The following is a 25,727-nucleotide window of genomic DNA, read 5'->3' as shown; positions in this document are numbered from 1 at the left end:
GGTACGCATGAGGCTGCGGAGGCGATCAACAGCTACGGACTTTTCGAAGCCGCTGGGGTGAAGAACCCGGCGGCTTTTTTTCTGATCGGAAGTTCCATTCCCTGACGGACCAAGTCGGTTCGCCGCCCATTGCCAGGTCGTGTCCACCTCGACGATCACGACCCTCGTCTTCAGGCCCTCAGCCGTATTGCAGGTGCATGGCACGCTTTCACCGCATTGGCATCCGCCCGCCTCTTCAGTCCAGGCCCTAGCCTGCGATGCCACAACGATGCGATTAGCGCGATGCCGACAAAGGCAAGCCTATGTCCGCCCAATCAGCTGGGCGATCTCCCAGACATGACCTGAAGGGTCGGCGAAGGATGCGGTTCGGCGGCCCCATGGACGGTCGATCGGGCCGTTGAGCAGATTGACACCGACCGCCCGAAGGGCGGCACACACTTCATCGACGTCAGCGACCCTGATTGTCAGGAGGGCGCGAGCCCCAGCGGAAGACGGGCCGACCGGCAACGGCTCGACCAGCGGAGGCGCCCGCGACGCGTCGAGAAGATTGATCAGGAGCCCGCCGAATCTCAAGACAGACGAGACGGCATCCTCCCAGACTGTCTCCGACGCGAAAACCTTGGCGTAGAACGCCTTCGAAGACGCAATGTCATCGACGAACAGCGTGATGACTTCAACTTCGCTCGGCAGACCATTGACCATGTCGTCCCACTCCCCATCGCCACGGCAGCGCCGTCCAAATATACGCGGGAATTGCGGTTCCGGTGCATTATTGAAGTGCCTTTTCTCGGATTCTCCACTGAACTGGGACAAGCAATCGAAGCGTCCGGCGCGAACGCCTCGCTGGCGCCAGTGCTCCCGTGACGATCGGAACGAGAACCGTTACCGCGCAAGAAGCTCATTGGTATAGAATGACGCGGGCGGTCTTGGCGCGCCGATGTCCTCAACGGCCGCGATGAGACGAACGGCATCCGAGATCGCGCTGTCCTCGATCCAACCGAGGGGCTTTGCCGCCGCAGCTGGAATTGATCGTGAAGTTGCTTCAACCTGCTCCCGGACGATGGCGTCGGATGGTCCGACTTGCCAGACCGTCTTGAGCGCAGCGGTGGCGGCATCGGGCTCGCGCCGCGCCATCTCGATTGCCTTGTCCGTTGCGACAAAAAACCTCCGAAGCACGGCGGCGTTCTTTTCCACGGCGTCGACCCTTGCGACAACCGCCAGACCAGGGACGACCAGTCCGAACTCGGGCAGGTCGAGCACTGCAAAGTTGCTGCCCGTTTTCTCCTTGAGCAACGGCAGGTCGCTGGTGCGATAGACACCAACCACGTCGACCTTTCCTTGCATGAACTGCGAAATTCGAATTTGGCTATCCATGTTGATCTTTTTTATCTTGCTGCAGTCGATCCTGTTTCGACTGCAGAACACATCGAGATACGCAGTTGACGTTTCGCCGACCGCACTCGCGATCGACTTTCCCTCAAGATCCGCGGGCTTCTCAACCGGGCTCTCCTGGTGCGAGAGAAGCACCACCGGAGCCGCCGGCTGATACAGGGCCACGATCTTCACCGGCATCCCTTTCTGAATTGCGGTAATCGCAAATATTCCGGGAACAACAGCCAAATCCTCTCGCCCCTGCACGACGGCCGCGAGCGCCGACTGGGCTCCAGCGCCCTCGCCAAGGTTTACATCGATTCCAGCATCCCGATAGATGCCCTTGTTTTTCCCGAGATAGAAGAATGCGTACTCGCCTTTCAGCTTCCAGCTGAAACGAAGATTCACGGTCTCCGCGAATGCGCTTTGAGATAGCAGGACGACGGCACTCCCCGTGCTCAGCACCGCCATGCTAACCAGATTTCTGATATACGACACTTTCTCCTCCGCAGCGGACGCTTCGTTTCCTGCTCTAGCTTGACGCGTGGCAGAACGAACTAAAATCGAACAGCGCTTATCGAATACAATCAGGATCGCGGATGCTCACCCTCAATGAGGGCGGACGGCGTTTGGTCGCGATCTACAGCCTTAGCGCTAACTAACGAGCTCATTTGACTACATCCGATCGGCATCGAGCTTTCACGCCTGAGGGCAGGCCCGCTCCCACGCTGGAGGTCATCAGCGTTGGAAGCGGGCCATTGTGGTTCCGAGCCGGCTGGTCAGCGGTGTCGGAACCAGATGATCGACGACCTCAACGGCTTCGGTGATCGTCCAACGAGAACAACCGCCCGAACTTGGCAAAACGCCTAGATGACACCGTGGAGTCGATCATCGCGCCACCGTTCTTGCTTCGGCCCTTACAAGGCTAGAACTTCACCGAGACACCCGCGCTGGCTGATTTTTCAGTGCAGCTGTTGGTGCTGGCACCAGTTGCCGCGACGGTGCAAGTTCCGGGAGCGGCGTTGCTATCGAGGCCATACTTGTTTTGCCAGTAACGATAGGCGACCCACAGGTCGACAAAGTGACTGTATTTGGGGCCGATGAAGGCTTTGCCAGCATCAAAGGTCAGGCGGATCGGTTCGCTGTTCAATTCGATCTTGCTGGCGTTGCTGAAACGTCCGACGCCAGACAGCGCAGGGAGGGTGTTCATATCGCCCTTCGTTCCCGTCACCGACACACGCCCGCTGATCGCGAAGTACCTTATGCTCTCAGGAAGGAAGCCCAGATCCATGTAGTAGTTGGTCTCGACCTTCCAGGTAGGCGGAAACCTCCTGTTTCCGTCTAAAAGGCAGGTTACGTCGGGAGTCCCCGGGTTGAAGAGACCGCACTGAAGAAACGATTTGTGGCTCGCCAACCCTGCGACGACCAAGGGCGCGACATTGAAATAGCCTTTATAAGGCAGGTCGAAAGCGAATTGCAGACCACCGACGACGTTGTTCGTCGTTGGTGCGTAGTAGCTATTTGCCGTACCAAGATCGACGCCAACCTCGAACGAAATATTGCGCAGTGGTCCGATCTTGAAGGCCTGAGTATTAAAGATCTCGTTCCAGCCGAACGTACTGCGCTCGATGGCGTAAAACTCCGTCGCGCCAGCGCAAGATCCTGTCACGCCAAATGGCAGGGCACCCGTGGGCTGGCAAGGTGAGGCAGGATCATTATGGGTGGATTTCAACATATCGACGTTGAAGAAGTTCGTGCCATAAGCCCACACGTCGAAATGGGTGAACGAATAGACCTGCTTTGCGGTCTTGCCGTTGATGCTCCCATCTGGCTGGATGCTGTAAGCACCGGGATCCGTGGCCGTAAATTGATAGGAGTAGGTCAGCCTGTTGTCGTTCACCAAGAAAAATGGAGCATCCGGAGCCGGATTTGCCTTGACCGGCACCGTAGCCACGTCGGCCGCCTTGGCGAGGTCGGTCGGCGCGACCGCGAGAAGTGCCGCGACCGACAGCATAGCTGCTGTGATTGTTCTATTGCGGTAGAGCATAGTAAAGTCCCCCAAGTTGATGATCACTCATTCGCATCGAAAAGAGCGCGCCCGAACCGGGCGCACGACACCGGTCCCGTTCCCCGTCGGGATACAGGCTCGAATGACTTTGTGTTGAGGAAGCCGAGAGCGCTCGAGCTAATCAGTGAGCGACGAGGACGCCTCTGGCCTCGAATATGTCGCGGATCTGCCGGACATACCCATGAAACTCCTTGTTCTCATGGATTGCGCTCCACTGGCGTGGACGCGGCATGTCGATCTTGAGATCGAGATCGATCCTTCCGGGACGTGGAGACATCACGAGAACGCGGTCGGCGAGAAAGACGGCTTCGTCGATCCCGTGGGTGATGAACACCACCGTGTTCTGCACCCTTAGCCACATCGCCTGCATATCCATGATCATCTGCTCACGGGTCAGGGCATCGAGAGCTCCGAACGGCTCGTCCATCAGCAGCAAGCCGGGCTCCTGGATCAACGCACGGCAGATCGCCACGCGCTGACGCATGCCGCCCGAGAGTTCTGACGGGTACTTGTTGCCGAAGCCCTCGAGCCCGACTTGCGCGAGCAACTCCTCGGCACGCAAGCGGAATCTGGCAAGGTCGAGCTTCTTGATCTCGATCGGCAGCAGGACGTTGTCCAGGACCGTGCGCCAGTAGAGCAGAAGGTCGGACTGGAAGACGACGCCGATCTTGGGATGCGGCTTCCTGATGACGTCGCCGTCGATTGCGATGTCGCCTGTCGAGGCCGACGTAAGGCCGGCCAGCAGCGAAAGCATGGTGCTCTTGCCGCATCCACTCGGCCCCACCACGGCAACGAAAGTGCCAGGCTCAAACCTGAGGTCCACCTTCTCGATGGCCACGACTTCATCATTTTCGCGCGTCTCGTAGACCTTCGAAAGTCGCGAAATCTCAACCGCTGCGCCCGTGGACCGAATAGGGACGTTCATTGCGCTACCTCGCTGTAGCCGTGTGGGTTGTTGCCGATTGCCTGTCGATTCACTTGCCGGCGTCGCGCTTGTAGGAGACGCGGGCCTCGATCACGTCGATGATGAAGTAGAGGATCACACCCAATGCCGAGATCGTGACGACGGTCGCGAAGTTCAGTGTGGTGTCGAACTGGGAGTTTGCCTGAAGCTGCAGGTACCCTAGGCCTCGCTCCGCGGCGACGTACTCGCCGATCACCGCACCGATGACGGCAAGAGAGACCGCGACCTTGAAGCCGCCGAAGATATTTGGCAGCGCCGCAGGCAGGCGTAGCTTGAAGAAGGTCTGCCACTCATTCGCTCCCATGGAGCGGACCAGGTTGACGAGATTCTTGTCCAGGGATTGCAGGCCAACCACCGTCGAGATCACGATCGGAAAGAACGAGATCAGGAAGGCCAGCACGATCTTAGGCGCCCATCCATAGCCGAGATAGAGCACCAGGATCGGCGCCAGCGATATCTTGGGAACGGTCTGGAGTCCGACGAGGATCGGATAGATGGCTCGCTCGAAGGCCTTGGAATAGAAGATGAAGAGGGCCAGCGGGACACCCATCAGGACGCCGATGGCGAAACCGAAGACGACTTCCAACAGCGTCACGTAGGTATGGGCCATGAGCAACGATGCGTCGCTGACGATGCGCTTGCCGATCGCCAACGGCGTCGGCAGGACAAACTCCGAAAGTCCTGACAACGGCACGAGGATCTGCCAGGCTCCGACGAGCACGACACCGACGAGAAGCGCCGAGTAGCGATCCAGCCAGCCGCGCCGAGTTCTTTTTTTGCCGCTCATGCTCTGGCCCCGCGTTCGCTGCGCCTCACCGACATTCGCAATATCCGTACTCGCCACCGTAGCCTCACCACTTTAGAAGATTACAGTTGTTGTTGAGCAGAATTGCTGCCGTCGGCCTTCGAAGCTCCGACAGCGGCGTGGTTGCACCGATATCATCGGCCGTTCATGACGGGCTCCGTCACGCGAAGGCTGCACGACATCCTTGGTCCCCTTTCAGCGCCGCGATGACGTGAGCGTGACGCCGGCGCCGCTGTCTTAAATTTGATCTCAGGATGTGATCACATTTTTGTCTTGTCAAGCGCTTAGTCTCGGCGCTGCCCGCTCGTTTTTCGTGCAGGTATCGGCTGAACCGAAGATCAGCGAGCGCCAGACAACCATCGGAAATTGCGATGTATTCCATCCAAGCAGCCGATGCGCGGCATGTCCTCTTATTGCGGTGCATAAAAAATGCGCGCGAGGCGCGTCAGTGCGGCTGACGATTTCTGATTTTTAGTATCGAGTCGTAAGCAAACTGCGCAGGGAATTTTCGATTGCCGCACGCGTCAGGTTGCGCGCGATGAACACCAGCCAGCCGCGTGGAGAGCCTTCCGGCCATCGTGGCAGGTATTCCGGCGGATAGACGACGTGCTGGACGCCGTGAATGACGACTGGCCGCTCATCGCCCTTGACCGGCAACAGGCCCTTGACGCGGAGAATGGATTGGCCGCGCGCCGCCAGCAACAATTCCAGCCATTCGACAAAAGCCGGCCATTCCACCTCTCCTGGCACTTCGACCGTGAAGGTCTTGATGCCGTGGCTGTGCACTCCCTGTACGGAGCCGCTTCCGAGATGCTTGGGGTTTTGCTTGGGGCTTTGCCCATGGTCGAAGACGTCGCGCGCGGACGCCATCGCGCCCTTCCCCGACGTCAGCGACCGCACTGAAGGATTGACCCGGGCAATTTCGACCTTGAGCGCGTCAACCTGCCAAGGCTGGACAAGCTCCGTCTTGGTGATGACGACGCAATCCGCCAGCGCGATCTGCTGGATCGCTTCCGCGAAATTCTGGATGCTGTTTGATCCGCTCACACCATCCACCGTCGTGACGACGGCTCCGGCGCGACAACGATGCAGCAACTCGGGAGCACTCAATATGGCATGGATGATAGGCGCAGGATCGGCGAGGCCCGTCGTTTCAATCACGACCTGGCGAAACGGCGCGACCCTGCCGGAGCGGGCCATCTCCAGAAGATCGGCCAGGGTCGATATCAGGTCGTCGCGCACTGCGCAGCACAGGCAGCCCGACGACAGCAGAACCACATCCTCGGAGACTTCCCGCACCAGGAGGTGGTCGAGCCCGACCTCGCCGAACTCGTTGATGATGACCGCAGTTTCGGCGAGGCTCGGCTCGTCGAGCAGATGCCGAAGAAAGGTCGTCTTGCCGCTCCCCAGGAATCCCGTCAGCACATGAACCGGGATCCGCGCATCGAGGGAGGGAGCGGCAGGCAGCATGGTTCAGCTAACCTCGAAGATCGCGTCGACTTCGACGGGAACGTTGCGTGGCAATGAGCTGCATCCGACGGCAGCACGGGCGTGACGTCCTGCCTCGCCAAACACCTCCACCATCAAGTCCGAGGCCCCGTTGATAACCTTGGGATGATCCCTGAATTCGGGCACCGCGTTGACGAAGCCGCCGAGCCTGATGACGCCAACCACCCTCTCGAGGTTTCCGTCGAGCGCCTGCTTGACCTGGGCGAGGATGTTGATCGCGCAGAGACGGGCGGCGGCCTGCCCCTCCTCCACCGAGAAGTCCGAACCGAGCTTGCCGGTATACTTGTCTTTACCGCCTTCGCTAGGGACTTGCCCGGAGATGTACAATTGGCTGCCTACCTTGCGCGCCGGAACGTAGTTGGCGCTGGGGGACGCGGTTGTAGGCAGACTGATGCCCAATCGAGCCAGATTCTGTTCGAACGTTCCTGCCATGACGTGGGGCTCCTCATTGCTATTTCTCTAGTCCTCGAACTGCAGCTCCATGCCTTGCGCGAACGGCAGCTCGATTCCTTGCGATCCGGCGATACTAAGCAAAGCCTTGCAGGTCGTGCGGATGTCCTGGATGGTTCCGCGCTTGACGGCGGTGGCATTGCCTTCCTTCAACCCGGCCAGGATGTCCGCGTGGTACGACGCGCTCCAAGGCATCGAGGGGATCAGCAGCGACATGTACATGGTGGGTCCGAACTGCAACCAAAGTGACTCGATCAGCAGCGTCAGCGTCTCCGACTCCCCAGCCTGGTAAAGTGTGAAGTGGAACTTCTGATTGGAGGACAGGCAGTTCAGGATGTCGCGTTTGGCGATCGCCTGGAGCAATTGCTTGTTGATGGACGTCAGCTCGTTGACCAGGGCAGGCGTCGCCTTCTTGGCGGCGAGTTCGGCCGCCGAACCTTCCAAAAGCTCCCTTACCGAAAAGATGTCGCTGAGCTTTTCCGGGCTGAGCCGCGGCACGCGCACCGAGCCGCCCTTGGTCTCCTCCAATGCATTGGCTGCGACGAGCTGGCTCAGAACTTCGCGAACGGGCATCGGGCTCGTGCCGAGCCCTGCCGCCAGCTTGCGCAGGCTCATGACCTGGCCGGGAACAAAGGCTCCCACCATGAGGCCTCGGCGCATATAGTTCAGAACGCGCTCGTAGATGTGACCGCGCTGCCGCTTACGTTCTTCGGTGCCGCCTGCGCCAGCTTCTGTTTTTTCAGTCCGCATCTCCCCGTCTCTCTTTCTTGAATGCACGCTGCACGTCGCCGATCTGCGGTCTTCGGACATCGAGCTGGCCCGTCCCGAGAGGAAGACGTTTGATTGCTGCATCCTTGTGATCTGATCTTGTGATCAATAGCGGAATTGGAGTTGAGCGGCAACCGCACCGGTCGTAAGGACTGTTTGTCGGCAAGCCTGGGTTGTTCAGGCCTGCCTGCCGAGCAGACTGGCGAAGCCTTTCCGTGCGAAGGCAGCAAGATCAGGCGGTCGCCCCCACCTGGTAAAGCTCCACCTTCGTCCCATCGGGATCTGCGATGTAGATGGTCAACCCGTAAGGCCCATCGTGCAGTTGATCATAGTAACGCACCCCCGCGTTCTTCAGCTTTGCGTCGAGCGCCCGCACGTCGTTCACCTCAAAGGCGATGTGATCGAGCTGGCGATGATCTTTGGTTTTGCCGTTGATCAGCGCGATGCCCTGGTGGAATGCGACGAAGGGCCGCCCGTCCGCGAGCGGCTTGGCCGGCCGGATCGTGAATCCCAGTTGATTGGTGTAGAAGTCGACCGACTTGTCGATGTCATTGACCATGATCAACTGATGTCCGTAGTTGGTGACCCGCGGCTTCACCTGTTCGCCGAGCCAGTCGATAACCTCGGACGATGGCGCAACTTCGCAAAAGTATTGCTTCCAGACCTGCTTAGCGGTCGCTTCCCAGTCTGCATTGACGCCTGACACGCAATCGTCGACCGCGATCACGTCGAAATCGCGGAGGTAAGCTTCGCGAATGGTCGTTTCAACGCAGGCGTTGGTGGTTGCTCCGGTGACGAAGAGATGCTGTGTACCCAGCATCTTCAGCATCATCTCGAGCCGGGTTTCGTAGAATGCACCGAAGCGGTGCTTGCGGATCACGAAGGACGGATTGAACTCGGACAGCGGCTTCAACTCGTCGATGATCTCCTCATCCCAACTGCCCGCGAGCGCGGATACTTGCTTGCGCCGGGCGGTATGGCCGAGCAGCTTTTTCTTTGCGCGGTTCTTGTCGACGGCAAAGTGTTCCTGCATCGTCCAGATGACGGGGATGCCGGTCTCCTGGCACCGCTTGATCAGCTTGGCCAGCGGAGAGACGATCGTGGATAGCCGTTTGGTATCCACGCCGGAGATACCCAGCGTGCCTTTTTCATGGATGAAGGCGTTCTGGAGATCGATGACCAACAGTGCCGACTTGCGATAATCGAGGGCTTCGAGGCTCATTTCCTGTCCTCCACCATGTCAATCCCGAGCACGCCGGCGCGGCCCCAGCTATCCTTCGGTGTTTCGTGGATCACGACATGCAAATGGTCGGGCTTGCACGCGGCCTCCTCGACCATGGCCGTGGTGATGGCCTTCACGAGCCTTCGCTTCTGCTCGACCGTGCGGCCTTCCCACATTTCGACGATCACAAATGGCATTATGTCTCTCCTCTTGTTTCGGCTGGCGGGCCGCCGGAGGCCCAGGCGGGCGCGGCAAGCGAGAAGCCCGTAACCAGATCGTTGTTTGCCCGATCGACACCGCTGAGCAGCCACAATGGGCGGTTGGCATAGTTGATCAGGACCTGCTCTTCCATGCATGCGCGGTGCGCTGGATGCAGCGGATTTCGATCGAAATGGCTGGTGCCCGGCAACAGTCTGATGACGTAGATCGGATCCAACGGATCTCGCCTGTCGAGCAAGCTCTCCTGCATGTCGTTCAGACTGATGGCCTCGGGTCGCGGGCCGGCCCCGCCGATACCGAGCACGACGATCGCTCCGGCAAGTGGCCTGACGGGCCAATAGCGGCCTTCCCTGCCCTCCCGCAAGAACTGCGCATATTTGCGCGCTTCCGGGAACAGCTCACTGTCCCACAGGATGATGTCCGGTCCCAGGATGCTGCGCGCTTCATCCACGACAGCCTGGCTCTCGCAGATGCCCAAGAACGTCCACGGATCGGTCAAGCCGATGGCATGCCCCCAGGGATTGTGGATTCCCGACAGTCTCTCCTGACGGATCGTCGCCTTCTGCGCCACGATCCTGGCGACCGCTTCGCTCACCGATAGTTGGCCGGGCATAAGCGGCTCCCGCCCCGCCAACTCCAGCCGGTGAAAGGCGATGTCCGTCATGACGGTCGGGTCACACATCGGCCACGACCGAAGCCGCTTTCCGCAACAATTCCGTTCTCGTAGACAACGTCACCGCGCGCGACCGTCAGCACGGGCCAGCCCTTGAGCTTCCACCCCTCGTAGATGCAGGTGCCCTTCCCGGTATGCTTGACCGTGCGCTCCTCGTCGAGATCGACAAGCACGAGATCAGCGTCGAAGCCGACGTCAATGTGACCCTTGCGTGGCCACAGGCCGAAGCGACGAGCGGGGTTGAAGGAGTTGAGCTCGACAAGCCTGCTCAATGGCAAGCCGCGCTGATGGACGCCGAAATGGAGCATCAGCGACAGCTCCCACGGGAAGCTCACGACACCCGGGAATTCGGTCCATAGGTTCTCCAGCTTCTTGGGCAGGAACGGCACGTGGTCCGTTCCAAGGCTGTACACTGAGCCGTTCAGCATCCCATGCCAAAGCCCCTCGAGTTCGTTACGATCGCGGAGCGGCGGCGATATCTTGGCCCGCATGTCGAGGTCTTCGTCGTAGCAGGTACGGGTGAGATAGTGCGGGCAAGTCTCTACCGTGACATGCACGCCGCGCGCCCGCGCCTCGGCGGCGAGCACGGGACCCATGCCCACGGAGGTGTGGACCAGGTGAAGCGAGCAGCCGGTTTTCTCCGCAAGGAAGATCATGCGACGAATCGTTTCCACCTCGCAGAAGGCCGGGCGGGACTCGGTGTATGCACCAAGATCCTGACGGCCGGTGGCGGCGATCTCCTTCTTGATCCATGAGGCGATCTGCGTGTTCTCGCAATGGACGTTGATGACCCCGCCCGGGACTTTTGCCAGGATCCGCATCGCCGCATAAACCCAGCCGTCCGTCGCAGGCACGATGCCGATCGGATTGTCCGGCTCGTACCCGAAATAGCATTTGAAGGATTTGACGCCGGTCTTTGCGATGACCTCGGGAATCTCGGCGATATGCTCTTCGCGCTGGATGCCGAAATGAAAACCGAAATCGATGAGCGAGTTCTCTTCGCCGATCGCCCTGCGCTCCTCGTAAAACGGCAGATAGGATTCCTTGAGATTGCGAATATAGAGCAGCGCCGTGGTCACGCCGCCGGATGCCGCGGCTGCCGTCTCGGTCCGCATATCCTCGGCGAACGGAAACTTCACGCCGAGGTGACAGTGCGGATCGATCAAGCCCGGCATCAACACCCGTCCCTCGGCATCGATCGTGCGCTTTGCGTCCGGGAGAGCGTCGTCCGATCCTGTCAGCGCGATTTTCCCATCGACTACCGCAACGCCGCCACGGAACTCTCCGTCGTGGCGCACGACCCGCGCATTCTTGATGACCAGGTCCGCTTTCATGATTTTCGCTCCAGTATGTTCTCTATGCGCCGACTGATGCCGGTCCACTGACTCCGACCGACGGTGATCGGGGCACGCGCACCCATGCCGCGCGCCCAGACCGCCTTCAGCCCAAGCTCGGCAGCCGCATCCCGATCGATGGTTCCCGGAGGTGCTGCGACATCGACCAGCAGCGCGTGCTTCGGCAACAGAACCAGCTGGTCGCGCTCGAGCAGTCGCTTCGGAACGCTGCCGATGAGGATGTCGGTGCCGGGCAGGATTGCCGGCAACTGCTCGAGCGTCAGCACATCGGCGCCCGCTGCGTAGGCGGCCGCGCGCTGGACCGGGTTGCGCGCCGCGACATGAACACGGGCCCCGAGGCCGACCAGCGTCTTCGTCAACAGCGAGCCGATCGTGCCTTGGCCGACCAGGCAGACATTGGATTTGTGGATGGTGATCTGCGTATTCTCGATGATCACCTTCAATACGCCCTCGACGATCGCCGGGCCGCGCAGCAGCATCAGGTCGACATCCCACTCGTATTCATGCAACGTAATGCCGAGGGCTTCGCAGTGAGTCTTGAGGTTGCGGTCGGCCCAACCGAGTATGATGTTGGCGGATGGTCTCATGCCGGCCAGCATCTCGCGCGTCGGAATGATCCTTTCGGGGCACTTCGGCGCAAACAGCGCGCCTTCCGCGCTGATGCCTGGAATCGGAAAGAGCGCGATGTCAGCCCCCTTCAGCGCGTCGGCTGCGTCGGTAGCATGATAGACGCCCTCGATGCCCTCATCGGGCCATGGAAAGCCGTACGCACGAACGACGGCACCAGCCCTCACGGCACAACGGGCAATCTCCTGTTCGCGTGCGTCGCCGGCGACTATGGCGATTACTGTGTTGTGCCAGGTCATGATGCCCTCACCTTCTCGATGAGCTGATCCCTGGACATGCCGGAGATGCCCATCGCTTCTGCGGTCCGCCCACCGATCCGATAGTCTGTTCCGACAACGGTCTGCGCGAGCCGATAGAGCGAAGCCGCCACCGGCACATCTACGTCTGCGATCCGCGCAAATTCGAGGAATGGGAGGAGGCCATGCCCGAAGTCCTCCTTATAGTAGCGGGACGCGAGCGAGTCTGGCCCCCTGATACGGCGATTGGCCTCGCCGCCGGCAATCGCTGCGCGGTAATCGGTAACGTCGACCACATCGGCTTCCACCGTACCGAGCAGCTTCATCTCCTCGATCAAGTTCGGCAATTGATGCCCGAAGGCACGGGCGACCGCCAGCCGCTCATCATCCAGTTGCCGCATCACCCGGGCGACGCCGGGCGTCATTGCGTCGACGTAGAAGGTGAAGTCACCACCGGTCGCTTCCACCCAGGCGGCGGCCAGCACTGCGCCCGGTGGGTGCAGGACCATGTTGACGTTGGAGAGATCGGAGGCGATGACGTCAGCAACGGGTGTAACGCCCGCATAGAGCTTTGCAGCCACCTCCAAAGCCTGTGCGCCGCCCTTGAGAGCCGCAGCCTTCAGCTGCTTCGCTCGACCGCTGATGCTGACACCATCGGGACGGTACTTGCGCGCGACATAGGTGAGCGTTGAGAACTCTGCTACCGGAGGCACCGCGCGGCCTGTGCGCGAATAGGTTTCGGCGAACTCCAACGCTCCGCCGGTGTGGCCGGGATTGAGCACGACCGGCCTGCTCGACGGCCAGCCAGCCTTGGCGAGTGCATTAGCTATGGCCGCGTGCGAGAACGTCGGCAGCGCAACCACCGCCACATCCGCTCCCGCTATGGCCGATTTCAGATCAGTCGTAATCAGGACAGGCTTGGCGATTCCCTCGCCGAGCTTTCCGTCAAACGCCACGCCTCCGAGCTTGAGATGCGGCTCGAGCGTTTCGGCGGAACGCCCCCAGAAGTGGACGGAGTGGCCCGCCAGGACCAACTCCGCAACCGATGCTGCGCCGCCCGCGCCCGCCCCGAGTACTGCAACCTTCATTCTGTCCTCCGCAGATCCAAGGGCAAACGCATCTGAATAATTTGATCACAGATTATGATCACAAATGCTGTTGTCAAGCCGAACGAGCACTTCCTTGCGAAAGAGGGCTATGCGATGGCGCATAGGCTCATGCCTGCATCGCTTATGCCATTCGATCGGCTTCCAAATGGAAGCGTTCCGCACGGTTTGCAGTCAATTCGCCGGCGACGCACTCGGCAACCATCTCCGCAGTTGCGGCCGAAAGTGTCCAACCCAGATGGCCGTGGCCGGTGTTGTAGAAAACCCCAGGCATCCTGCCCTTTCCGACCCGCGGCATCATATTGGGCATCATCGGACGCAATCCCGCCCAAGGCACCACCCTGTTGGTATCAACGGACGGGAACAGCGCCCGTGTCCAGTCGACCAGCGGCTTGATGCGGTCCTGGCGTATGTCGCGATTCATGCCGTTGAGCTCCGCCGTGCCCGCGACGCGGAAGCGATCGGCGCCCAGTCGGCTGGTGACGATCTTGGCGCCGTCATCGAGCAGGCTGACCCAGGGAGCCGCCTTCCTGCTCTGCTCGTCGTCAAGATGCACGGTGATAGAATAGCCCTTCACCGGATAGATGTTCAGGCGATCGCCGAGCATCGCCGCAAAGTTGCGGCTCGCCGAACCTGCGCATATGACGACCCCATCGGCCTCGATGATCTGATCGACCCGCCCTTGGTCGCCGGAAGGCGCGTCATGCGAGTATTCGATGCAATGGACACCGTCCCGGTCGATCCGCCTCACTGTGGCGTCAAAGATGAAGCGGGCGCCTCGCCGCTCGCATACCTTGGCCAAACCGTAGGTGAACTTATGGATGTCGCCGGTGGAATCCGACGGGGTGTAGAAGCCGCCAAAGAAATTGCCATGCAGGGCTGGCTCGATCGACTTCACCTCCGCGGCGGTGACTGGGCGACGATCCAGCCCTCCGTCCACCAGAATTGCATTGACCTTCAGTGCCTGCTGGAAGCTCGCCTTGTCTCGATAGATGTGCAGGATACCGCGACGCTCGTGATCGAAGTCGATGCCCTCGCGCTCGGCAATCGCGAACAGATGCTCGCGCGCAGCAATGGCGAGCCGCACGGTCTCAATTGTATTGTTGCGATAGCTTCCGATGTTGAGGACGAATTCGCCAAGCCAGGCATATTTGTGCCAGGTGGGCGCAGGATTCATCAGGAGCGGCGCATCGCGCCTCAGCATCCACTTCACTCCCTTGAAAACCGTCGACCAGCTATTCCAGACCTCGGCATTGCTTGCCGAAAGCTGGCCGCCGTTGGCGAACGAGGTCTCCATTCCGGCATACCGCTGCCGGTCGATCACCGTGACGGAATAGCCGCGATTGAGAAGGGAATAGGCAGTGGTGACGCCGGTGATACCAGCGCCGATGATGGCGATATGGGGCATTTGCTCTCTCCGCGATAGAAAATGGGAGCGGGCCGAAGCCCGCGGCTCATCCCCAATCTGTCGCTGTACCTGAGAGATTGGCCGCGACGGCTTGGCCGTTGCGGCGGTCCCCTTCGGTGGGCACTCGCAGTGCCGCTCTCCAGATCGTTCAGCTGCACGGTCACCTCTGCCTGAGAGTTTCCTGGGGGTTGCTCCTTCGGCGCCGGTCAATACCGCCACGGCGGCGACCGGTCTCTTCCATGCAGCCTCTTGAACGTGTGTTGTCCTTCTGCCTTGCGCCCCCGCCACGGAAGGCGATCTATCAATTCCCTTCGTCGTAGAGTGTGGTGGATGTTTCGACCTGTTCGTCATGCAGACCGGCGCGCTCGACCGCCGCCGCCGCGAGTTCGCGAGCCTTGCGCCGAATCTGCGCCTCATCGACGCCCTGCACCTTTCCGTCGGCGTACGACACCTTGCCGTCGACCCACGTCTGGGAGATCGAAGCGGTCGATGCCGAGAACACCAGCGCTTGCAGCGGATCGTAGAACGGCGTCCACTCCACGTGATCGAGATCAAACAGGATGAGATCAGCCTTCTTGCCGATCTCCAGCGAACCGATCTCGTCGTCCCACATCAACGCCTTCGCACCTTCGATGGTCGCGGCGCGCAAGGCCTGCCGCGCCGTAAAGATGTCGGGTTGCAAGCGTGCATCCTTGAACATGCCTGCGACGATCAGCATCTGCCGCATCAGATTCATGTTGCCGGCGGCCGACACACCGTCGGTGCCGAGTCCAACCTTCACGCCCGCCTTCACCATCTCCGGATATTTGCCGATGGCAGTTGCACCCTTGCCAAGCTTGAACGACGAGCACGGGCAGAAGGCGACGCTGGCACCACGATCGGCAAGTAGGCGAACCTCTTCGTCCGACACCGCCGCACCATGGGCGATCACCAGGTTTTTCCGGATGCCCCCCGCCTTGTCGATACGGGTGATCGGCCAGGAGCCGTATTTCTTCTCGCAGACCCTCGCCTCTTCGATCGACGTTGCGAGGTGGTAGGTCGTGCCGACACCTAGCCGCTCGGCAAGCTTCACGGCGCCCACATGGAGCTCGAGGCTGCACGGCTCCTTGCCCTCGATATTAACCCAGCAACGAGCACGGCCATCGAGGGCCCCGTTGTAGCGGATGACGCAGTCTTCCAGGACCTTGAGCGCCGCTTCGGCGTTCGGGAAGAAATGATGATCAACCATTTCCTTGGTCCAGCCACGGGGGAGCTCGGGCGGGGGATTGTCGGCGGCGTGGCGCCCGGTGATGCCACGAATGCCTACCTTTTCCATCGCGCGAACGACGATTCCGGGGTCGTATTGTGACCCCATGTCGAGGAAGCAGGTGGTGCCACAGCGCAGCATCTCCGTAATGCCGAGCAGCGCGCCCCAGTATTCGTCCTCTTCGGTGATGTGAGCGTAAAACGGCTTCGCCCAGTGGAAGACCCAGGCGCGTGTGTTGAGATTATCCGGGAATACCGCGCGCGACAGCGTCTCCGAAAGATGAACGTGGCTGTCGACGAAGCCGGGACAGGCGCCGAGCATCCTGCCATCGACCACCTTGTCGAAGCTGGCGTTCTTGTGCCGCGCCGCCACCTCTCGAGAAGGGCCTATATCGGCGATGCGGTCGTTCTCCACCACGAGGCTGGCATTGCGCAGGACCGTATCGTTCTTGTCGACCGTGAAAGCGAAGTTCAAGTCCTTGATCAGTGTGCGCATGCCTCTTCACCCAATACTTGCTTTCGCGGACTGTATGCCTGGCTCCCCGCCGTGACGACGGGAAATTTTCGGCAGCGCGATCGGACGAAACCATTCGTCCGATCGTTTGCGGACCGAAGAATCGCCGCTAGGCGACCGCGGCCCGCTTCACCGCTCCGCCTTTCTTGGCGGTTCCGGTGGGAATCAGCCGATCGGTGTTGGCGTAATCCGACAGCAACTCCGAGCCTTTGGCGGTCACCAGCAACATGTCCTTGTTCTGCATGCCGAAGCCATGGCCGGTGTCGTAGCAGAGCGGCTCGAAACCGAGCACCATGTTTTCCTCCAGCGGCGCGTCACTTCCCGGCTTACCCAGCACCGGTGTCACTCCGAGGTAAGGATCCTCGTGAAGGTGCAGGCCGATGCCGTGCCCCACGAAGGAAATCGGCGGCAGATTGAGCTTGCTCAGCTTGGCGATGAACGCATCGTAGATCTCGCGACAGCTCGCGCCAGGCTTCACTTTCTCCATGATCTCGTACTTGCACTCGACCAGATGCGCCCAGATCTTTTCGGCCACGGGTGGCGCCTCGCCGACGAACGCCGTACGACAGACGCCGGCCTGGTAACCGTCGATGACGGAGAAGATTTCCACGCGACAGATGTCGCCGCGCTTCAGGATGCGCTCCGACGGGCCGACATTGGGCAACACGCTGCGTTCGCCGGTCGCCACGATCATGAGCTTGAAGTGATCGGCCCCCAGGGAATACACATTGCGGGTGAGATGGCCCGCGATGTCCATCTCGGAATCGCCTTCATCGACCACCGCGAGCGTATCCGTTATGGCCTGATCGGCAATCCGGGAGAGCCTGCGCAGAAGCGCAATTTCCCCCGGTGTCTTGATTTGACGAAGCCGCGCCAGGATCGGCTCAGCGTGCTCGAATTTCGCCGCCGGCATGGCCTTCATCAGCCGGGCAAAGTCACCGGCGGGCAGGTAGTCCATCTCGAGGCCGATGCGAGCCTGACCGAGACCGAGACCGGCCAGCTGATCGGCAAGCACAATCATCGGATCGTCGCTGAACTCGGCCCAGATGCGGGTCGGCACGTCCGGCTGGCGGCGCTTGATGGTCGACGCCTCCATATCGACGCCGAACAGGGCCTTGCGGCCGTCGGCGGTGACGATGGTCATGGCATGGCGGTGACGGATGAGAGGTTGCGAGGGGACCACGAACCCGGCGGTATAGGAGAAGTTCTCCGGCGAGGAGCAGATGATGGCATCGAGCCCATACCGGGACATTGACTCGACCTGCTTCGCGACGATTTCTGCCCGCATGATTTCTCCTCTTCTCTCCAGGCTTCTTTGTTCCGCGCTCAATCACGCACGCGGTATTTCTCGATTTTCTTGAGATCGACATCGATGCCCATCCCGGGGCCGGATGGAACCATGATCGCGCCGTCGACCACCTTCATCGGCTCGACGAGCAGATCATCCTTGTAGTAGATGCCACCAACCTGACCGTGCTGGAATTCCGCCGGCGTCGAAACCGGAATGACGCAGGACAATGTGACGGCCGGCGATGCCGCGGCGAGCTGGACGTTGGCGAGATTGCCGATGCCCGTTTCGATCGAGCCGTTGACGTTGCAGATGATGCCTGCGGCGCGGCACACCGCGCCAACTTCCATCGCCTTGTACAGACCGCCGGCTTTCGTCGTGTAGATGGACACGATCTGGATTCCGCCGGACCGGACGATCTGGATCGAGTCATGAGCATTCCACGCCGACTCGTCGGCCATCACCGGCGCGTCGATGCGACGACCGACCTCGGCAATGCGCTCGATTCCCATGACCGGCTGCTCGACATATTTCAGCCGGTTCTTCTCCATCCGCCGAACGACCTGCACCGCCTCTCCCGGCGTCTTGTAGCCTTCGTTTGCATCGACGCAGATTTCGACGGCGTCGCCAGCGACCTCTCGCACGGCGTTGACCATGGCGACATCCCGGTCGGGCTCGACCCCGATCTTCACTTTGATGGTGCGCACCCCCTCCTTCACGAGCTTTGCGACCTCGAGACGGGCCTCTTCGATCGAGATCAACCCGATGGAATGCGTCACCGGCACACGATCGCGCGCCTGTCCGCCGAGCAGGGTGGAGACGGGAACACCGAGCCAGCGACCAGCCAGATCGTAGGCGGCGAATTCGACGGCGGCCTTGGAATAGGGATACCCCCTGATGATGGCATCCATCCGCGCATGCAGCTCGGCAATATTGCCGAGCTCGACGCCGACAACGGCTGGCGCGAGATAGGTGTCGATCACGGTGCGGGTGATGAGCGCGGATTCGCCAAAGTAGCGCCCGAATTCGCCGCCCCAGTCCTTAAGTGCCGGCGCTTCGCCCCAACCGACCCTGCCGTCGCTGTCCACCATCTTGACGATGACGTATCGGCCGATCACCTCGGTCAGCCCCGCCCATTTGTGCTCGCGCCGCGTCGGCAGTTGAACAATCAATGTTTCGATGGATTTGATCGTGGGCAAACCGGCCTGCCTTTATCTGTTGTCGCTGCGAATTAGGCTCGATACACTGGCATTGCGATCTCTTAGTGTGATCACACTTTATGATCATGTAAATGGAAGATCAAGTGCCGCAGCACCGAATTCTCGCCCGACATGGTGCTGCGCTGCGAAGTCGCGGCCAGAGGGGGAACGAATTGACCATCGTCGAAACAACCAACTATTTCGCCAAAGACGGCCAAGCGCCGGTGGTGCTCCAACAACGACGAAGAGCGACAGCGATCAGGCGCGCGCTCGGCCTCGAGCCCGGAGACATTTTCGTTCTGCGCGAGGGCAACGGGCCCGATGTCCGATGGGAATGCAGATTTCCGTCTCGCGAAGCCTATGAGGCCGATCTTGCCGTCCGGGGCGGCTCCGAGGCATTTGCGGAAGCGCGCCGGACGATGCATACGCTGCTCGAACGGTTCGAGCGACACGTCTACGAGATGGACGATGGTCGCTGAACTGAAGCGCCGGCGACAACTGCATGCCGTTATCATGGGAGTGGCCGTTCTCAAACGAACGCGCGGCCTTGGCTCGCCCGGCGAACTATCGGAGATCCAGATAGTTCGCATTGAGAATGCTGATTTTTAAAACCTTTCCAACAATGGGACTTTTGCCCACCGCGTTCAACAGGCGGAGCAAAAGAGGAGCCCATGCCGTTCATTCAAAACACCTGGTACGCAGCCGCATGGTCGACTGAAGTGACCCGCAATCTGCTGGCCCGAAAGATTGCCAACGAGAACATCGTCTTCTATCGCACCGAAGCCGGCAACGTCGTCGGCCTTACCGACCGCTGCCCGCACCGCTTTGTTCCGCTGCATCTCGGACGGATCAAAGGCGATAGCGTTGAATGCGGCTACCACGGCCTTTGCTTCGACCAGACCGGCGCGTGCACGCTCAACCCGCATGGCGACGGACAGATCCCCCGGGCGGCCAAAGTCAAGAGCTACAAGATCGCCGAGAAGCATGGCGTCGTGTGGCTCTGGCTTGGAGAAGCGAGCAAGGCCGACGAATCCACAATTGCGGACTTCAGTGTCCTGACGAACCCGAAGTTTCGCACGGTTTGCAGCTATCTTCACGTCCAGGCGAACTACCAGCTCATTTCCGACAACCTGCTCGATCTGAGCCACGGACAATACGTCCACCCGATGTTCAAGAACGCGGAAGGGCCGCCCCGGTTCGAAGCCGAAAAGGATGCGCAATCCAACGAAGTCTGGGCGAAATTCTCGCGCCCCAATCAACTGCCCAACAAGTATTTTCAGATGCTCGGATATCCCGGGGATCAACGCGGAGACCATCGCAACTTCATGCGCTGGAACCCACCGTCTCTCCTTCTACTCGACGTGGGCATGACGGGCGTCAACAGACCGGTCGAGGAAGGAATTTCGATTCCGACCTCGCACCTGCTGACGCCGGAAACCGAAACGTCGTCGCACTACTTCTGGGCGATGTCCCGTGACTTTCGCCAGAACGAAGACGACCTCAGCCACGAATTGCTGCGGGTCGGCGTCGCCGTTTTCGATGATGAGGACAAGCCGGTCATCGAGGCTCAGCAGCGCGCGGTGAATACGAGCGAGCTCATGTCGTTGAAGCCGGTCCTTCTGCACACCGATGGACCTGCCGTCAGGGCGCGGCGGATCGTGGAAGCCCAACTCCAGGCTGAACAGAGTTAATCGTTCCGCTGCCGCTTCGCGACAGGAAGAACTCCGGTCGCGGATGCGGTCGTCCGATTTCCTCCCAGACTTGGCCGCCACGTCTTGCTGGCGGCCACTTTTTGGGCCGCGGGTCGGCTGTCGCCAGCGCGCCCACTCTGGAGGCTCGCTGCTGGATCGGGGATTCCAACGCGAGAGTGGACTGCGCTAGATTTCGAGGACTATCTCGTCGGACAGCGAGCGTGAGCAGCAGATGGCAATCCGATCATTCGTGAGCTTCTCGGCGGCCGTTTGGAAGCTATCCCTGTGCTCAGGCTGACCTTTAAGCACTCTTGTCAGACACGTTCCGCATATTCCCTGCTCGCACGACAGATCGACGCTTATTCCATTTTCTTCGAGAACCGTCGCGATGGATTTGTCACCGGGCACCGTCAGCCTCCGGCCGCTTCGTGAAGCAACGACAGTGAACGAGTGTCCGCCTTTGACATCGCCACCTGAAAAACTTTCGGTATGCAGCCTTTCGTCCGGACAACCTGCTCTTCTCGCACCGGACACGGCAAAGTCCATAAAGCCCTTGGGACCGCAGACGTAGACTCTTGCCTGCGAAGAACCGAACTGGATATCTCTCTCGGGCAGAAAGCACTGGTCTGCCGGCCCGTTGTCGACATGTAATCGAAACTTGCTCGCAAATGGCGTCGCCGCGATTTCGTCGAGGAATGGCGCGCGATCCAAGGTACGGACGCACAAGTGAAGATCGAATTCTGCGCCAAGTGTCTGCAATCTGTACGCCATCGACAGCAGCGGAGTAATCCCGATCCCTCCCGCGAGAAGGATCGCACGTCCGCCATCTTCAATGAGCTCGAAATTATTGCGGGGTTGCCCGATCTTCAGGCTCATTCCCTCACGAAACGTCTCGTGAACCGCCCTGGATCCTCCTCTCGAGTTCGCATCCTTCAGGATTGCAAGTCTGTAGTAGCTTGATTCAGATGGATCATTGCAAAGCGAATACTGACGCACGATCCCGTCCGATACGTGAACGTCAACGTGCGCACCAGCAGAAAAGGCCGGCAATACGCTGGAGGTTGCCGACTCGAGCTCGACGCTCACAATGTCGGTCGCGATGTGATGTACTTCTCGAATCCTCACATCCATCGTATTTCTCGAATCGACCATCGCCATAACAGCCAGATTTTGTGAAAGATCAGCTCGGCGGCCAACTGGTCGCTTGCTGACGGTGAAGGTTATTCAATTCGACTCGATGGCGGAAATTGGTTTATTGGAGCCGAACTATCGACCTGATCGATAGCTCGTGTGTTCAGGGGACGGAGGGCAGCCTACTTCTTCAGCAAATCATTGGTGTAGAAATCGGCAAGCGGCTTGGCCGACTCGAGATGCTCCGTCGCCGACAACAGACTTAGCGCATCCGATATCGTCTTGTCCTTGATCCAGCCAACGGGCTTGCCTTGCCCCGACGCCATCGTTTCCGAAGTTGCAACGATCTGAGCCTTTATCAATTCGTCGGAAGGAGCCGCACTCCAGGCCTTCTTCAGGGCGGCGGCCGCCATCGCGGGCTCCGACCTCGTCAACTCGATTGCCTCCGCAGTCGCAGCGAGAAAGCGCCTGAGCAGATCCGCCTTCTCAGTAATTCCCTTATTGCTGGCAACGACGGCCAGTCCAGGAACACCGAGGCCAAATTTCGGCAGGTCCAACACGGCAAACTTCTTGCCGGTCCGCTCTTCGACCAGAGGAAGGTCGACGTTTGTATAGACGGAGATGAGATCCACGCGCTTTTGGATGAACTGCGCGAACCTGAGCTGTGGATCGAGTTGAACCTTGTTGATCTTGTCGCAGCTAATCTTGTTCAAGGCGCAAAAAACATCGAGGTAGGTTGTGGCTGGATCCCCGACCGACACGGCGACCGACCTCCCCTCCAATTGCGCCGGTGTCGTCACCTGCTTGTCGGGCCAGGAGATGAAGGCCATTGGGGCTCGCTCCTGGTATATCGCGGCGAGCTTGACCGGCATGCCTTTCTCGATCGCCGAAATGGCGAAGATCGCCGGCACGATCACGACATCTTCGTTGTCGCGGACAAGTCCACCGAGCGCGGCTTGCGCACCCGCGCCTTCTCCGAGGACCACGTCGATTCCGTTTTTCTGGTAAAGGCCCTTCTCCTTACCGAGATAAAAGAACCCGTATTCTCCCTTCAGCTTCCAGCTAAACCTGACGTTCACCGTGTCCAACGCGCGCGCCGCCGTCGTGAAGGACGACACGGCGATTGAAGCTGCGACAAGAAGCTTGAACAGTCTCGGCATGGGTGCCTTCCTCTTTGCGGACCAGCGCCCCGGATCGCTGAACATCCCGTTGCAATCACAAACTTGATCTAATATTGTGATCACATTTAGTTCGTGTCAAGCGGTTGCTTGCCGCCGCAAGCGGAAAAGCTCAATAGCCATCAGCGTGTCGGATACATTCATGCCCGGGATGGGAGGCCAGACCTCCTTATAGTGCCATGGAAACCCCAAAGAGGACCCCCATGCGATTCCGGCACCTGGATATGAACCTGCTCGTCGCACTGGACACAATCTTGACCCACCAGAACATATCGCGGGCCGCCGAGCGATTGTTTCTGAGCCAGTCCGCCACCAGCGGAATCCTATCCAGACTGCGCGAACATTTCGAGGACGAGTTGCTCGTGCGTCGCGGTCGCCAAATGGCTCTCACTCCTCTCGCCGAAGAACTGACCGGCCCGCTCAGGGCCATTCTGACCGAAACGGAAAAGCTCCTGGCGATGCGAAGCTCCTTCGATCCCGCGACGTCCGAGCGGCAGTTTACGATCGCGTGCTCCGACTACGTATGGGCAACGCTTATTGTCGATATCCTGGCTGAACTGCGTACGACGGCGCCTTCGGTGGACATCTTCTACCAGGGTCCAAGCACCCGTTTCTTTCGGACAGAAATCGATTTCCTGATCGTTCCCGATCGCTTCATGTTGGAGGACTGTCCATTCACTGCTCTCCCCGCAACAAGTTACGTGTGCATCGTGTGGCAGGGCAACGAGACTGTCGGGGACAGCCTGACGCTCGATCAGTTCCTCGAGATGCGCCATGCACAAGCCTATAGCGAACGGACGACGTTCATCGAGACCTGGTTCTTCAAACAATTCGGTCGCGCTCCCCGAGCCGGGATAACCGCGCCAAGCTTCACGCTCATTCCGGAGGCCATCATCGGGACACGCTTCCTGGCGCTGATACCCGCAGACCTGGCAGAGCGCGCAGCGACCACCTTACCTATTAGGAAAGTGGAATCTCCCATATCGCTTCCGCTCATGACGGACGTCCTTCAGTGGCGCATCTCCCACGAGAGAGACCCCGGGCTGCAATGGTTACGATCTCTCATTCAAGATGTCGCGCAGCGACGACACCAGCGCCTCATTGCACGCTCGTAGAGGGACGCGCTCGGATACTGCCCCGGTATGTGCGGTGTTTCGAGCCGCATGCAAGAAGAACGCGGTTGGCTTGTCGAGGAGTGTAGAGATCGACAATTGTGATCACCATTGAGCACAACAATAGCCTCGGCGGCTGAGCTTAGTTCGAACAATTTGAACCGGGACGCCGCCCAGTCGCAATTTGCTCCTGAGCGCATTGCGAGGCACCGGGAACATCTAAACTATTTGATATTCTTTGCAGGCAATTTGCTTACAAAACTGAGAATCGCCGAAGCGATTTTTTCCGGTTGCTCTGGTAGCATCGCGTGGCCTGCGCCATCGATATCGACCAATACGACGCGATCACCCATTGCTTCTTTCATCATATGACCATTTTCGGGCGGCGCTACAGCATCCTGCAGTCCCTGGAGCACCAAGAGCGGGATAGTTGAGCCAGCATTCCACCAACCTTCGACTGGAGTTGCTTTCAACGCGGACATTTGTGCTCTTGATACCTCAGGGTACCAACCATCGCGCCATGCGTTCTGGTCATTGCCGGGAGCGAAGAACGCGAACTTCACATCTTGCATCCGCTTCTCAACGGGTTGGTCAAGCCGAAAGCTTCCCGCCAGAGCTTCCTGAGCACCTGGCTTAAGCGGCGCCTTGCCACCTGCGGCGATCATAATCACGGCTCGGACCAGATCCGGGCGATCAGATGCAAGGGTCCGTGCAACACGCTGCCCAAAAGCATGGCCAATTACAATGACCGGCTTAGCGGGAAGCGACTCGATGACCGCTGCGGCATCCGCGGCCAGATCATGCAATGTGATGTCATTCATCGCCCCGGTGCTCTTCCCAACCCCACGCGGCTCCGGACGAACAGCCGTAAAACCCGCATCGACCAATCGGCGTGACAGGTCGTCGAAATCGGTAGCGCCGCGCCCGAGCGATGCGATCATCAATACTGCTGGCCCGCTGCCGTCGATCTGAAATTCGACCTGCCCGCCGGTTTTGGTTGAGATAACGCGGTCGTCAGCGTGCGCGGACGTGATCGCACTCATCGTCAGGGCTGCGAAACCAATCGCGATCAACGGCGCAACATTCTTCATGCAGCTATCTTCCAGAGCACAGTGTGACGAACCGCAGCAATGCACGAGACTCTCGAATGGGAGCGCAATTGTAGAACGATGTCGAGGATTTTCTTCCGATCGCCGAAGCTATCGATCGTCAATGTCCTCACGCGCGAGGTTCGCCAGGGACGTTTCGCCCACCGCGCGACCCATCCAACCTTGCCCGCGTCGCTGACAGCCCTCGCGGCGGCAACCGCCTGGTTGGCGCGCCCTTGCCGCCAAACAGTTACTAGTAGCCGCGAGGCGTGAAAGCTCGTTATTCAACTAGCTATGACTCAGCCACATCCATTTTGCCGCGATCATCTCAATTCGCGTCCCATAGTAGCGCAGCTCCCTAAACGCAGTTCGTCGCTCCGAGCCTGGAGGAAGGCGAACGACCGAATCCGCTAATGCTCGAAATTGCTCAAACAAATTCACTAGCTCCTGCTCCCGATGCCAGCGGCAATCGGCGTCGATCATCGGGCAATTCCAAGCAG

General features: G+C 59.8%; 24 protein-coding genes and 1 riboswitch. Of the genes, 2 read left to right on the top strand and 22 right to left on the bottom strand.

The features are described 5' to 3' along the window. Positions 1 to 300: 300 nt before the first annotated feature. From JQ587_RS25895 to JQ587_RS25805, 19 genes are all read right to left on the bottom strand, one after another. The gene (locus JQ587_RS25895) at positions 301 to 702 is read right to left on the bottom strand and encodes a VOC family protein (protein WP_212427182.1); all 402 of its coding nucleotides are present in this window, start codon (positions 700 to 702) and stop codon (positions 301 to 303) included. Between the two features lie 180 nt (positions 703 to 882). After that, the gene (locus JQ587_RS25890) at positions 883 to 1,869 is read right to left on the bottom strand and encodes an ABC transporter substrate-binding protein (RefSeq protein ID WP_349629533.1); all 987 of its coding nucleotides are present in this window, start codon (positions 1,867 to 1,869) and stop codon (positions 883 to 885) included. Positions 1,870 to 2,296: 427 nt separating this feature from the next. Further along, complete coding sequence (locus tag JQ587_RS25885) at positions 2,297 to 3,418, bottom strand: hypothetical protein (protein ID WP_212427181.1); 1,122 nt, start codon at positions 3,416 to 3,418, stop codon at positions 2,297 to 2,299. A gap of 142 nt (positions 3,419 to 3,560) precedes the next feature. After that, entirely contained in the window at positions 3,561 to 4,364 is an 804-nt protein-coding gene (locus JQ587_RS25880) for an ABC transporter ATP-binding protein (protein ID WP_212427180.1), read from the bottom strand. Between the two features lie 49 nt (positions 4,365 to 4,413). Beyond that, on the bottom strand, positions 4,414 to 5,190 hold the full coding sequence (locus JQ587_RS25875; protein ID WP_212427179.1) for an ABC transporter permease: 777 nt from the start codon (positions 5,188 to 5,190) through the stop codon (positions 4,414 to 4,416). Between the two features lie 489 nt (positions 5,191 to 5,679). After that, positions 5,680 to 6,678, bottom strand: coding sequence for a CobW family GTP-binding protein (locus JQ587_RS25870; RefSeq protein ID WP_212427178.1), 999 nt, complete (start codon positions 6,676 to 6,678; stop codon positions 5,680 to 5,682). A 3-nt stretch (positions 6,679 to 6,681) separates the two neighbouring features. Continuing rightward, positions 6,682 to 7,149 (bottom strand): RidA family protein, encoded by a 468-nt coding sequence (locus tag JQ587_RS25865; protein ID WP_212427177.1) that lies wholly within the window; start codon positions 7,147 to 7,149, stop codon positions 6,682 to 6,684. A 27-nt stretch (positions 7,150 to 7,176) separates the two neighbouring features. After that, positions 7,177 to 7,917: a GntR family transcriptional regulator gene (locus tag JQ587_RS25860; protein WP_212427176.1), complete on the bottom strand. Its 741-nt coding sequence runs from the start codon at positions 7,915 to 7,917 to the stop codon at positions 7,177 to 7,179. Between the two features lie 250 nt (positions 7,918 to 8,167). Further along, positions 8,168 to 9,157 (bottom strand): isochorismatase family protein, encoded by a 990-nt coding sequence (locus JQ587_RS25855; protein WP_212427175.1) that lies wholly within the window; start codon positions 9,155 to 9,157, stop codon positions 8,168 to 8,170. Next, positions 9,154 to 9,354, bottom strand: coding sequence for a 2-hydroxymuconate tautomerase (gene thmT / locus JQ587_RS25850; RefSeq protein ID WP_212427174.1), 201 nt, complete (start codon positions 9,352 to 9,354; stop codon positions 9,154 to 9,156). Before thmT ends, JQ587_RS25855 begins: the two co-directional genes overlap by 4 nt. Further along, positions 9,354 to 10,040, bottom strand: coding sequence for a resolvase (locus JQ587_RS25845; RefSeq protein ID WP_212427173.1), 687 nt, complete (start codon positions 10,038 to 10,040; stop codon positions 9,354 to 9,356). The genes thmT and JQ587_RS25845 overlap by 1 nt, the downstream gene beginning before the upstream one ends. Continuing rightward, complete coding sequence (locus JQ587_RS25840; RefSeq protein WP_212427172.1) at positions 10,037 to 11,383, bottom strand: dihydroorotase; 1,347 nt, start codon at positions 11,381 to 11,383, stop codon at positions 10,037 to 10,039. The genes JQ587_RS25845 and JQ587_RS25840 overlap by 4 nt, the downstream gene beginning before the upstream one ends. Further along, positions 11,380 to 12,270, bottom strand: a complete 891-nt coding sequence (locus JQ587_RS25835) for a dipicolinate synthase subunit DpsA (RefSeq protein ID WP_212427171.1) — start codon at positions 12,268 to 12,270, stop codon at positions 11,380 to 11,382. The genes JQ587_RS25840 and JQ587_RS25835 overlap by 4 nt, the downstream gene beginning before the upstream one ends. Beyond that, positions 12,267 to 13,355 carry an NAD/NADP octopine/nopaline dehydrogenase family protein gene (locus JQ587_RS25830; protein ID WP_212427170.1) on the bottom strand — a complete coding sequence of 363 codons (1,089 nt, stop codon included), beginning with the start codon at positions 13,353 to 13,355 and terminating at the stop codon, positions 12,267 to 12,269. The genes JQ587_RS25835 and JQ587_RS25830 overlap by 4 nt, the downstream gene beginning before the upstream one ends. A gap of 142 nt (positions 13,356 to 13,497) precedes the next feature. Next, positions 13,498 to 14,781, bottom strand: a complete 1,284-nt coding sequence (locus JQ587_RS25825) for a D-amino acid dehydrogenase (RefSeq protein ID WP_212427169.1) — start codon at positions 14,779 to 14,781, stop codon at positions 13,498 to 13,500. 147 nt (positions 14,782 to 14,928) lie between these two features. Beyond that, positions 14,929 to 15,031, bottom strand: a riboswitch (glycine riboswitch). A gap of 51 nt (positions 15,032 to 15,082) precedes the next feature. After that, positions 15,083 to 16,522 carry an amidohydrolase family protein gene (locus JQ587_RS25820; protein ID WP_212427168.1) on the bottom strand — a complete coding sequence of 480 codons (1,440 nt, stop codon included), beginning with the start codon at positions 16,520 to 16,522 and terminating at the stop codon, positions 15,083 to 15,085. Between the two features lie 127 nt (positions 16,523 to 16,649). Next, a complete protein-coding gene (locus JQ587_RS25815; RefSeq protein WP_212427167.1) occupies positions 16,650 to 17,828 on the bottom strand; it encodes a M24 family metallopeptidase in 1,179 nt (392 codons plus the stop codon). Positions 17,829 to 17,866: 38 nt separating this feature from the next. Then, positions 17,867 to 19,027 (bottom strand): mandelate racemase/muconate lactonizing enzyme family protein, encoded by a 1,161-nt coding sequence (locus JQ587_RS25810; protein ID WP_212427166.1) that lies wholly within the window; start codon positions 19,025 to 19,027, stop codon positions 17,867 to 17,869. 71 nt (positions 19,028 to 19,098) lie between these two features. Continuing rightward, complete coding sequence (locus tag JQ587_RS25805; RefSeq protein ID WP_212427165.1) at positions 19,099 to 19,479, bottom strand: hypothetical protein; 381 nt, start codon at positions 19,477 to 19,479, stop codon at positions 19,099 to 19,101. A 219-nt stretch (positions 19,480 to 19,698) separates the two neighbouring features. On the opposite strand from JQ587_RS25805, the gene JQ587_RS25800 reads away from it, so the two are divergent. After that, positions 19,699 to 20,718, top strand: a complete 1,020-nt coding sequence (locus JQ587_RS25800) for an aromatic ring-hydroxylating oxygenase subunit alpha (protein WP_212427164.1) — start codon at positions 19,699 to 19,701, stop codon at positions 20,716 to 20,718. A gap of 186 nt (positions 20,719 to 20,904) precedes the next feature. Here the strand turns inward: JQ587_RS25800 and JQ587_RS25795 are convergent, their stop codons facing one another. Further along, a complete protein-coding gene (locus tag JQ587_RS25795) occupies positions 20,905 to 21,849 on the bottom strand; it encodes a PDR/VanB family oxidoreductase (RefSeq protein WP_212427163.1) in 945 nt (314 codons plus the stop codon). 182 nt (positions 21,850 to 22,031) lie between these two features. Then, positions 22,032 to 23,009, bottom strand: coding sequence for an ABC transporter substrate-binding protein (locus JQ587_RS25790; protein WP_212427162.1), 978 nt, complete (start codon positions 23,007 to 23,009; stop codon positions 22,032 to 22,034). A gap of 242 nt (positions 23,010 to 23,251) precedes the next feature. Here JQ587_RS25790 and JQ587_RS25785 point away from each other — a divergent pair, with 242 nt between their 5' ends. Continuing rightward, entirely contained in the window at positions 23,252 to 24,142 is an 891-nt protein-coding gene (locus JQ587_RS25785) for a LysR family transcriptional regulator (protein ID WP_212427161.1), read from the top strand. 221 nt (positions 24,143 to 24,363) lie between these two features. On the opposite strand, the gene JQ587_RS25780 is transcribed toward JQ587_RS25785, so the two are convergent. Further along, a complete protein-coding gene (locus tag JQ587_RS25780) occupies positions 24,364 to 25,230 on the bottom strand; it encodes an alpha/beta fold hydrolase (RefSeq protein WP_212427160.1) in 867 nt (288 codons plus the stop codon). Positions 25,231 to 25,727: the final 497 nt, after the last annotated feature.

It is taken from the genome of Bradyrhizobium manausense, from assembly GCF_018130615.1.
Classification (GTDB): Bacteria; Pseudomonadota; Alphaproteobacteria; order Rhizobiales; family Xanthobacteraceae; genus Bradyrhizobium; species Bradyrhizobium manausense_A.
This window is presented reverse-complemented; position numbering and strand designations above follow the sequence as displayed.

Excerpts from the sequence above, each read along its gene's own strand:
- JQ587_RS25895 (WP_212427182.1), bottom strand. The coding sequence starts at position 702 with ATGGTCAATGGTCTGCCGAGCGAAGTTGAAGTCATCACGCTGTTCGTC.
- JQ587_RS25885 (WP_212427181.1), bottom strand. The coding sequence starts at position 3,418 with ATGCTCTACCGCAATAGAACAATCACAGCAGCTATGCTGTCGGTCGCG.
- JQ587_RS25880 (WP_212427180.1), bottom strand. The coding sequence starts at position 4,364 with ATGAACGTCCCTATTCGGTCCACGGGCGCAGCGGTTGAGATTTCGCGA.
- JQ587_RS25875 (WP_212427179.1), bottom strand. The coding sequence starts at position 5,190 with ATGAGCGGCAAAAAAAGAACTCGGCGCGGCTGGCTGGATCGCTACTCG.
- JQ587_RS25870 (WP_212427178.1), bottom strand. The coding sequence starts at position 6,678 with ATGCTGCCTGCCGCTCCCTCCCTCGATGCGCGGATCCCGGTTCATGTG.
- JQ587_RS25865 (WP_212427177.1), bottom strand. The coding sequence starts at position 7,149 with ATGGCAGGAACGTTCGAACAGAATCTGGCTCGATTGGGCATCAGTCTG.
- JQ587_RS25860 (WP_212427176.1), bottom strand. The coding sequence starts at position 7,917 with ATGCGGACTGAAAAAACAGAAGCTGGCGCAGGCGGCACCGAAGAACGT.
- JQ587_RS25855 (WP_212427175.1), bottom strand. The coding sequence starts at position 9,157 with ATGAGCCTCGAAGCCCTCGATTATCGCAAGTCGGCACTGTTGGTCATC.
- thmT (WP_212427174.1), bottom strand. The coding sequence starts at position 9,354 with ATGCCATTTGTGATCGTCGAAATGTGGGAAGGCCGCACGGTCGAGCAG.
- JQ587_RS25845 (WP_212427173.1), bottom strand. The coding sequence starts at position 10,040 with ATGACGGACATCGCCTTTCACCGGCTGGAGTTGGCGGGGCGGGAGCCG.
- JQ587_RS25840 (WP_212427172.1), bottom strand. The coding sequence starts at position 11,383 with ATGAAAGCGGACCTGGTCATCAAGAATGCGCGGGTCGTGCGCCACGAC.
- JQ587_RS25835 (WP_212427171.1), bottom strand. The coding sequence starts at position 12,270 with ATGACCTGGCACAACACAGTAATCGCCATAGTCGCCGGCGACGCACGC.
- JQ587_RS25830 (WP_212427170.1), bottom strand. The coding sequence starts at position 13,355 with ATGAAGGTTGCAGTACTCGGGGCGGGCGCGGGCGGCGCAGCATCGGTT.
- JQ587_RS25825 (WP_212427169.1), bottom strand. The coding sequence starts at position 14,781 with ATGCCCCATATCGCCATCATCGGCGCTGGTATCACCGGCGTCACCACT.
- JQ587_RS25820 (WP_212427168.1), bottom strand. The coding sequence starts at position 16,522 with ATGCGCACACTGATCAAGGACTTGAACTTCGCTTTCACGGTCGACAAG.
- JQ587_RS25815 (WP_212427167.1), bottom strand. The coding sequence starts at position 17,828 with ATGCGGGCAGAAATCGTCGCGAAGCAGGTCGAGTCAATGTCCCGGTAT.
- JQ587_RS25800 (WP_212427164.1), top strand. The coding sequence starts at position 19,699 with ATGCCGTTCATTCAAAACACCTGGTACGCAGCCGCATGGTCGACTGAA.
- JQ587_RS25795 (WP_212427163.1), bottom strand. The coding sequence starts at position 21,849 with ATGGATGTGAGGATTCGAGAAGTACATCACATCGCGACCGACATTGTG.
- JQ587_RS25790 (WP_212427162.1), bottom strand. The coding sequence starts at position 23,009 with ATGCCGAGACTGTTCAAGCTTCTTGTCGCAGCTTCAATCGCCGTGTCG.
- JQ587_RS25785 (WP_212427161.1), top strand. The coding sequence starts at position 23,252 with ATGAACCTGCTCGTCGCACTGGACACAATCTTGACCCACCAGAACATA.
- JQ587_RS25780 (WP_212427160.1), bottom strand. The coding sequence starts at position 25,230 with ATGAAGAATGTTGCGCCGTTGATCGCGATTGGTTTCGCAGCCCTGACG.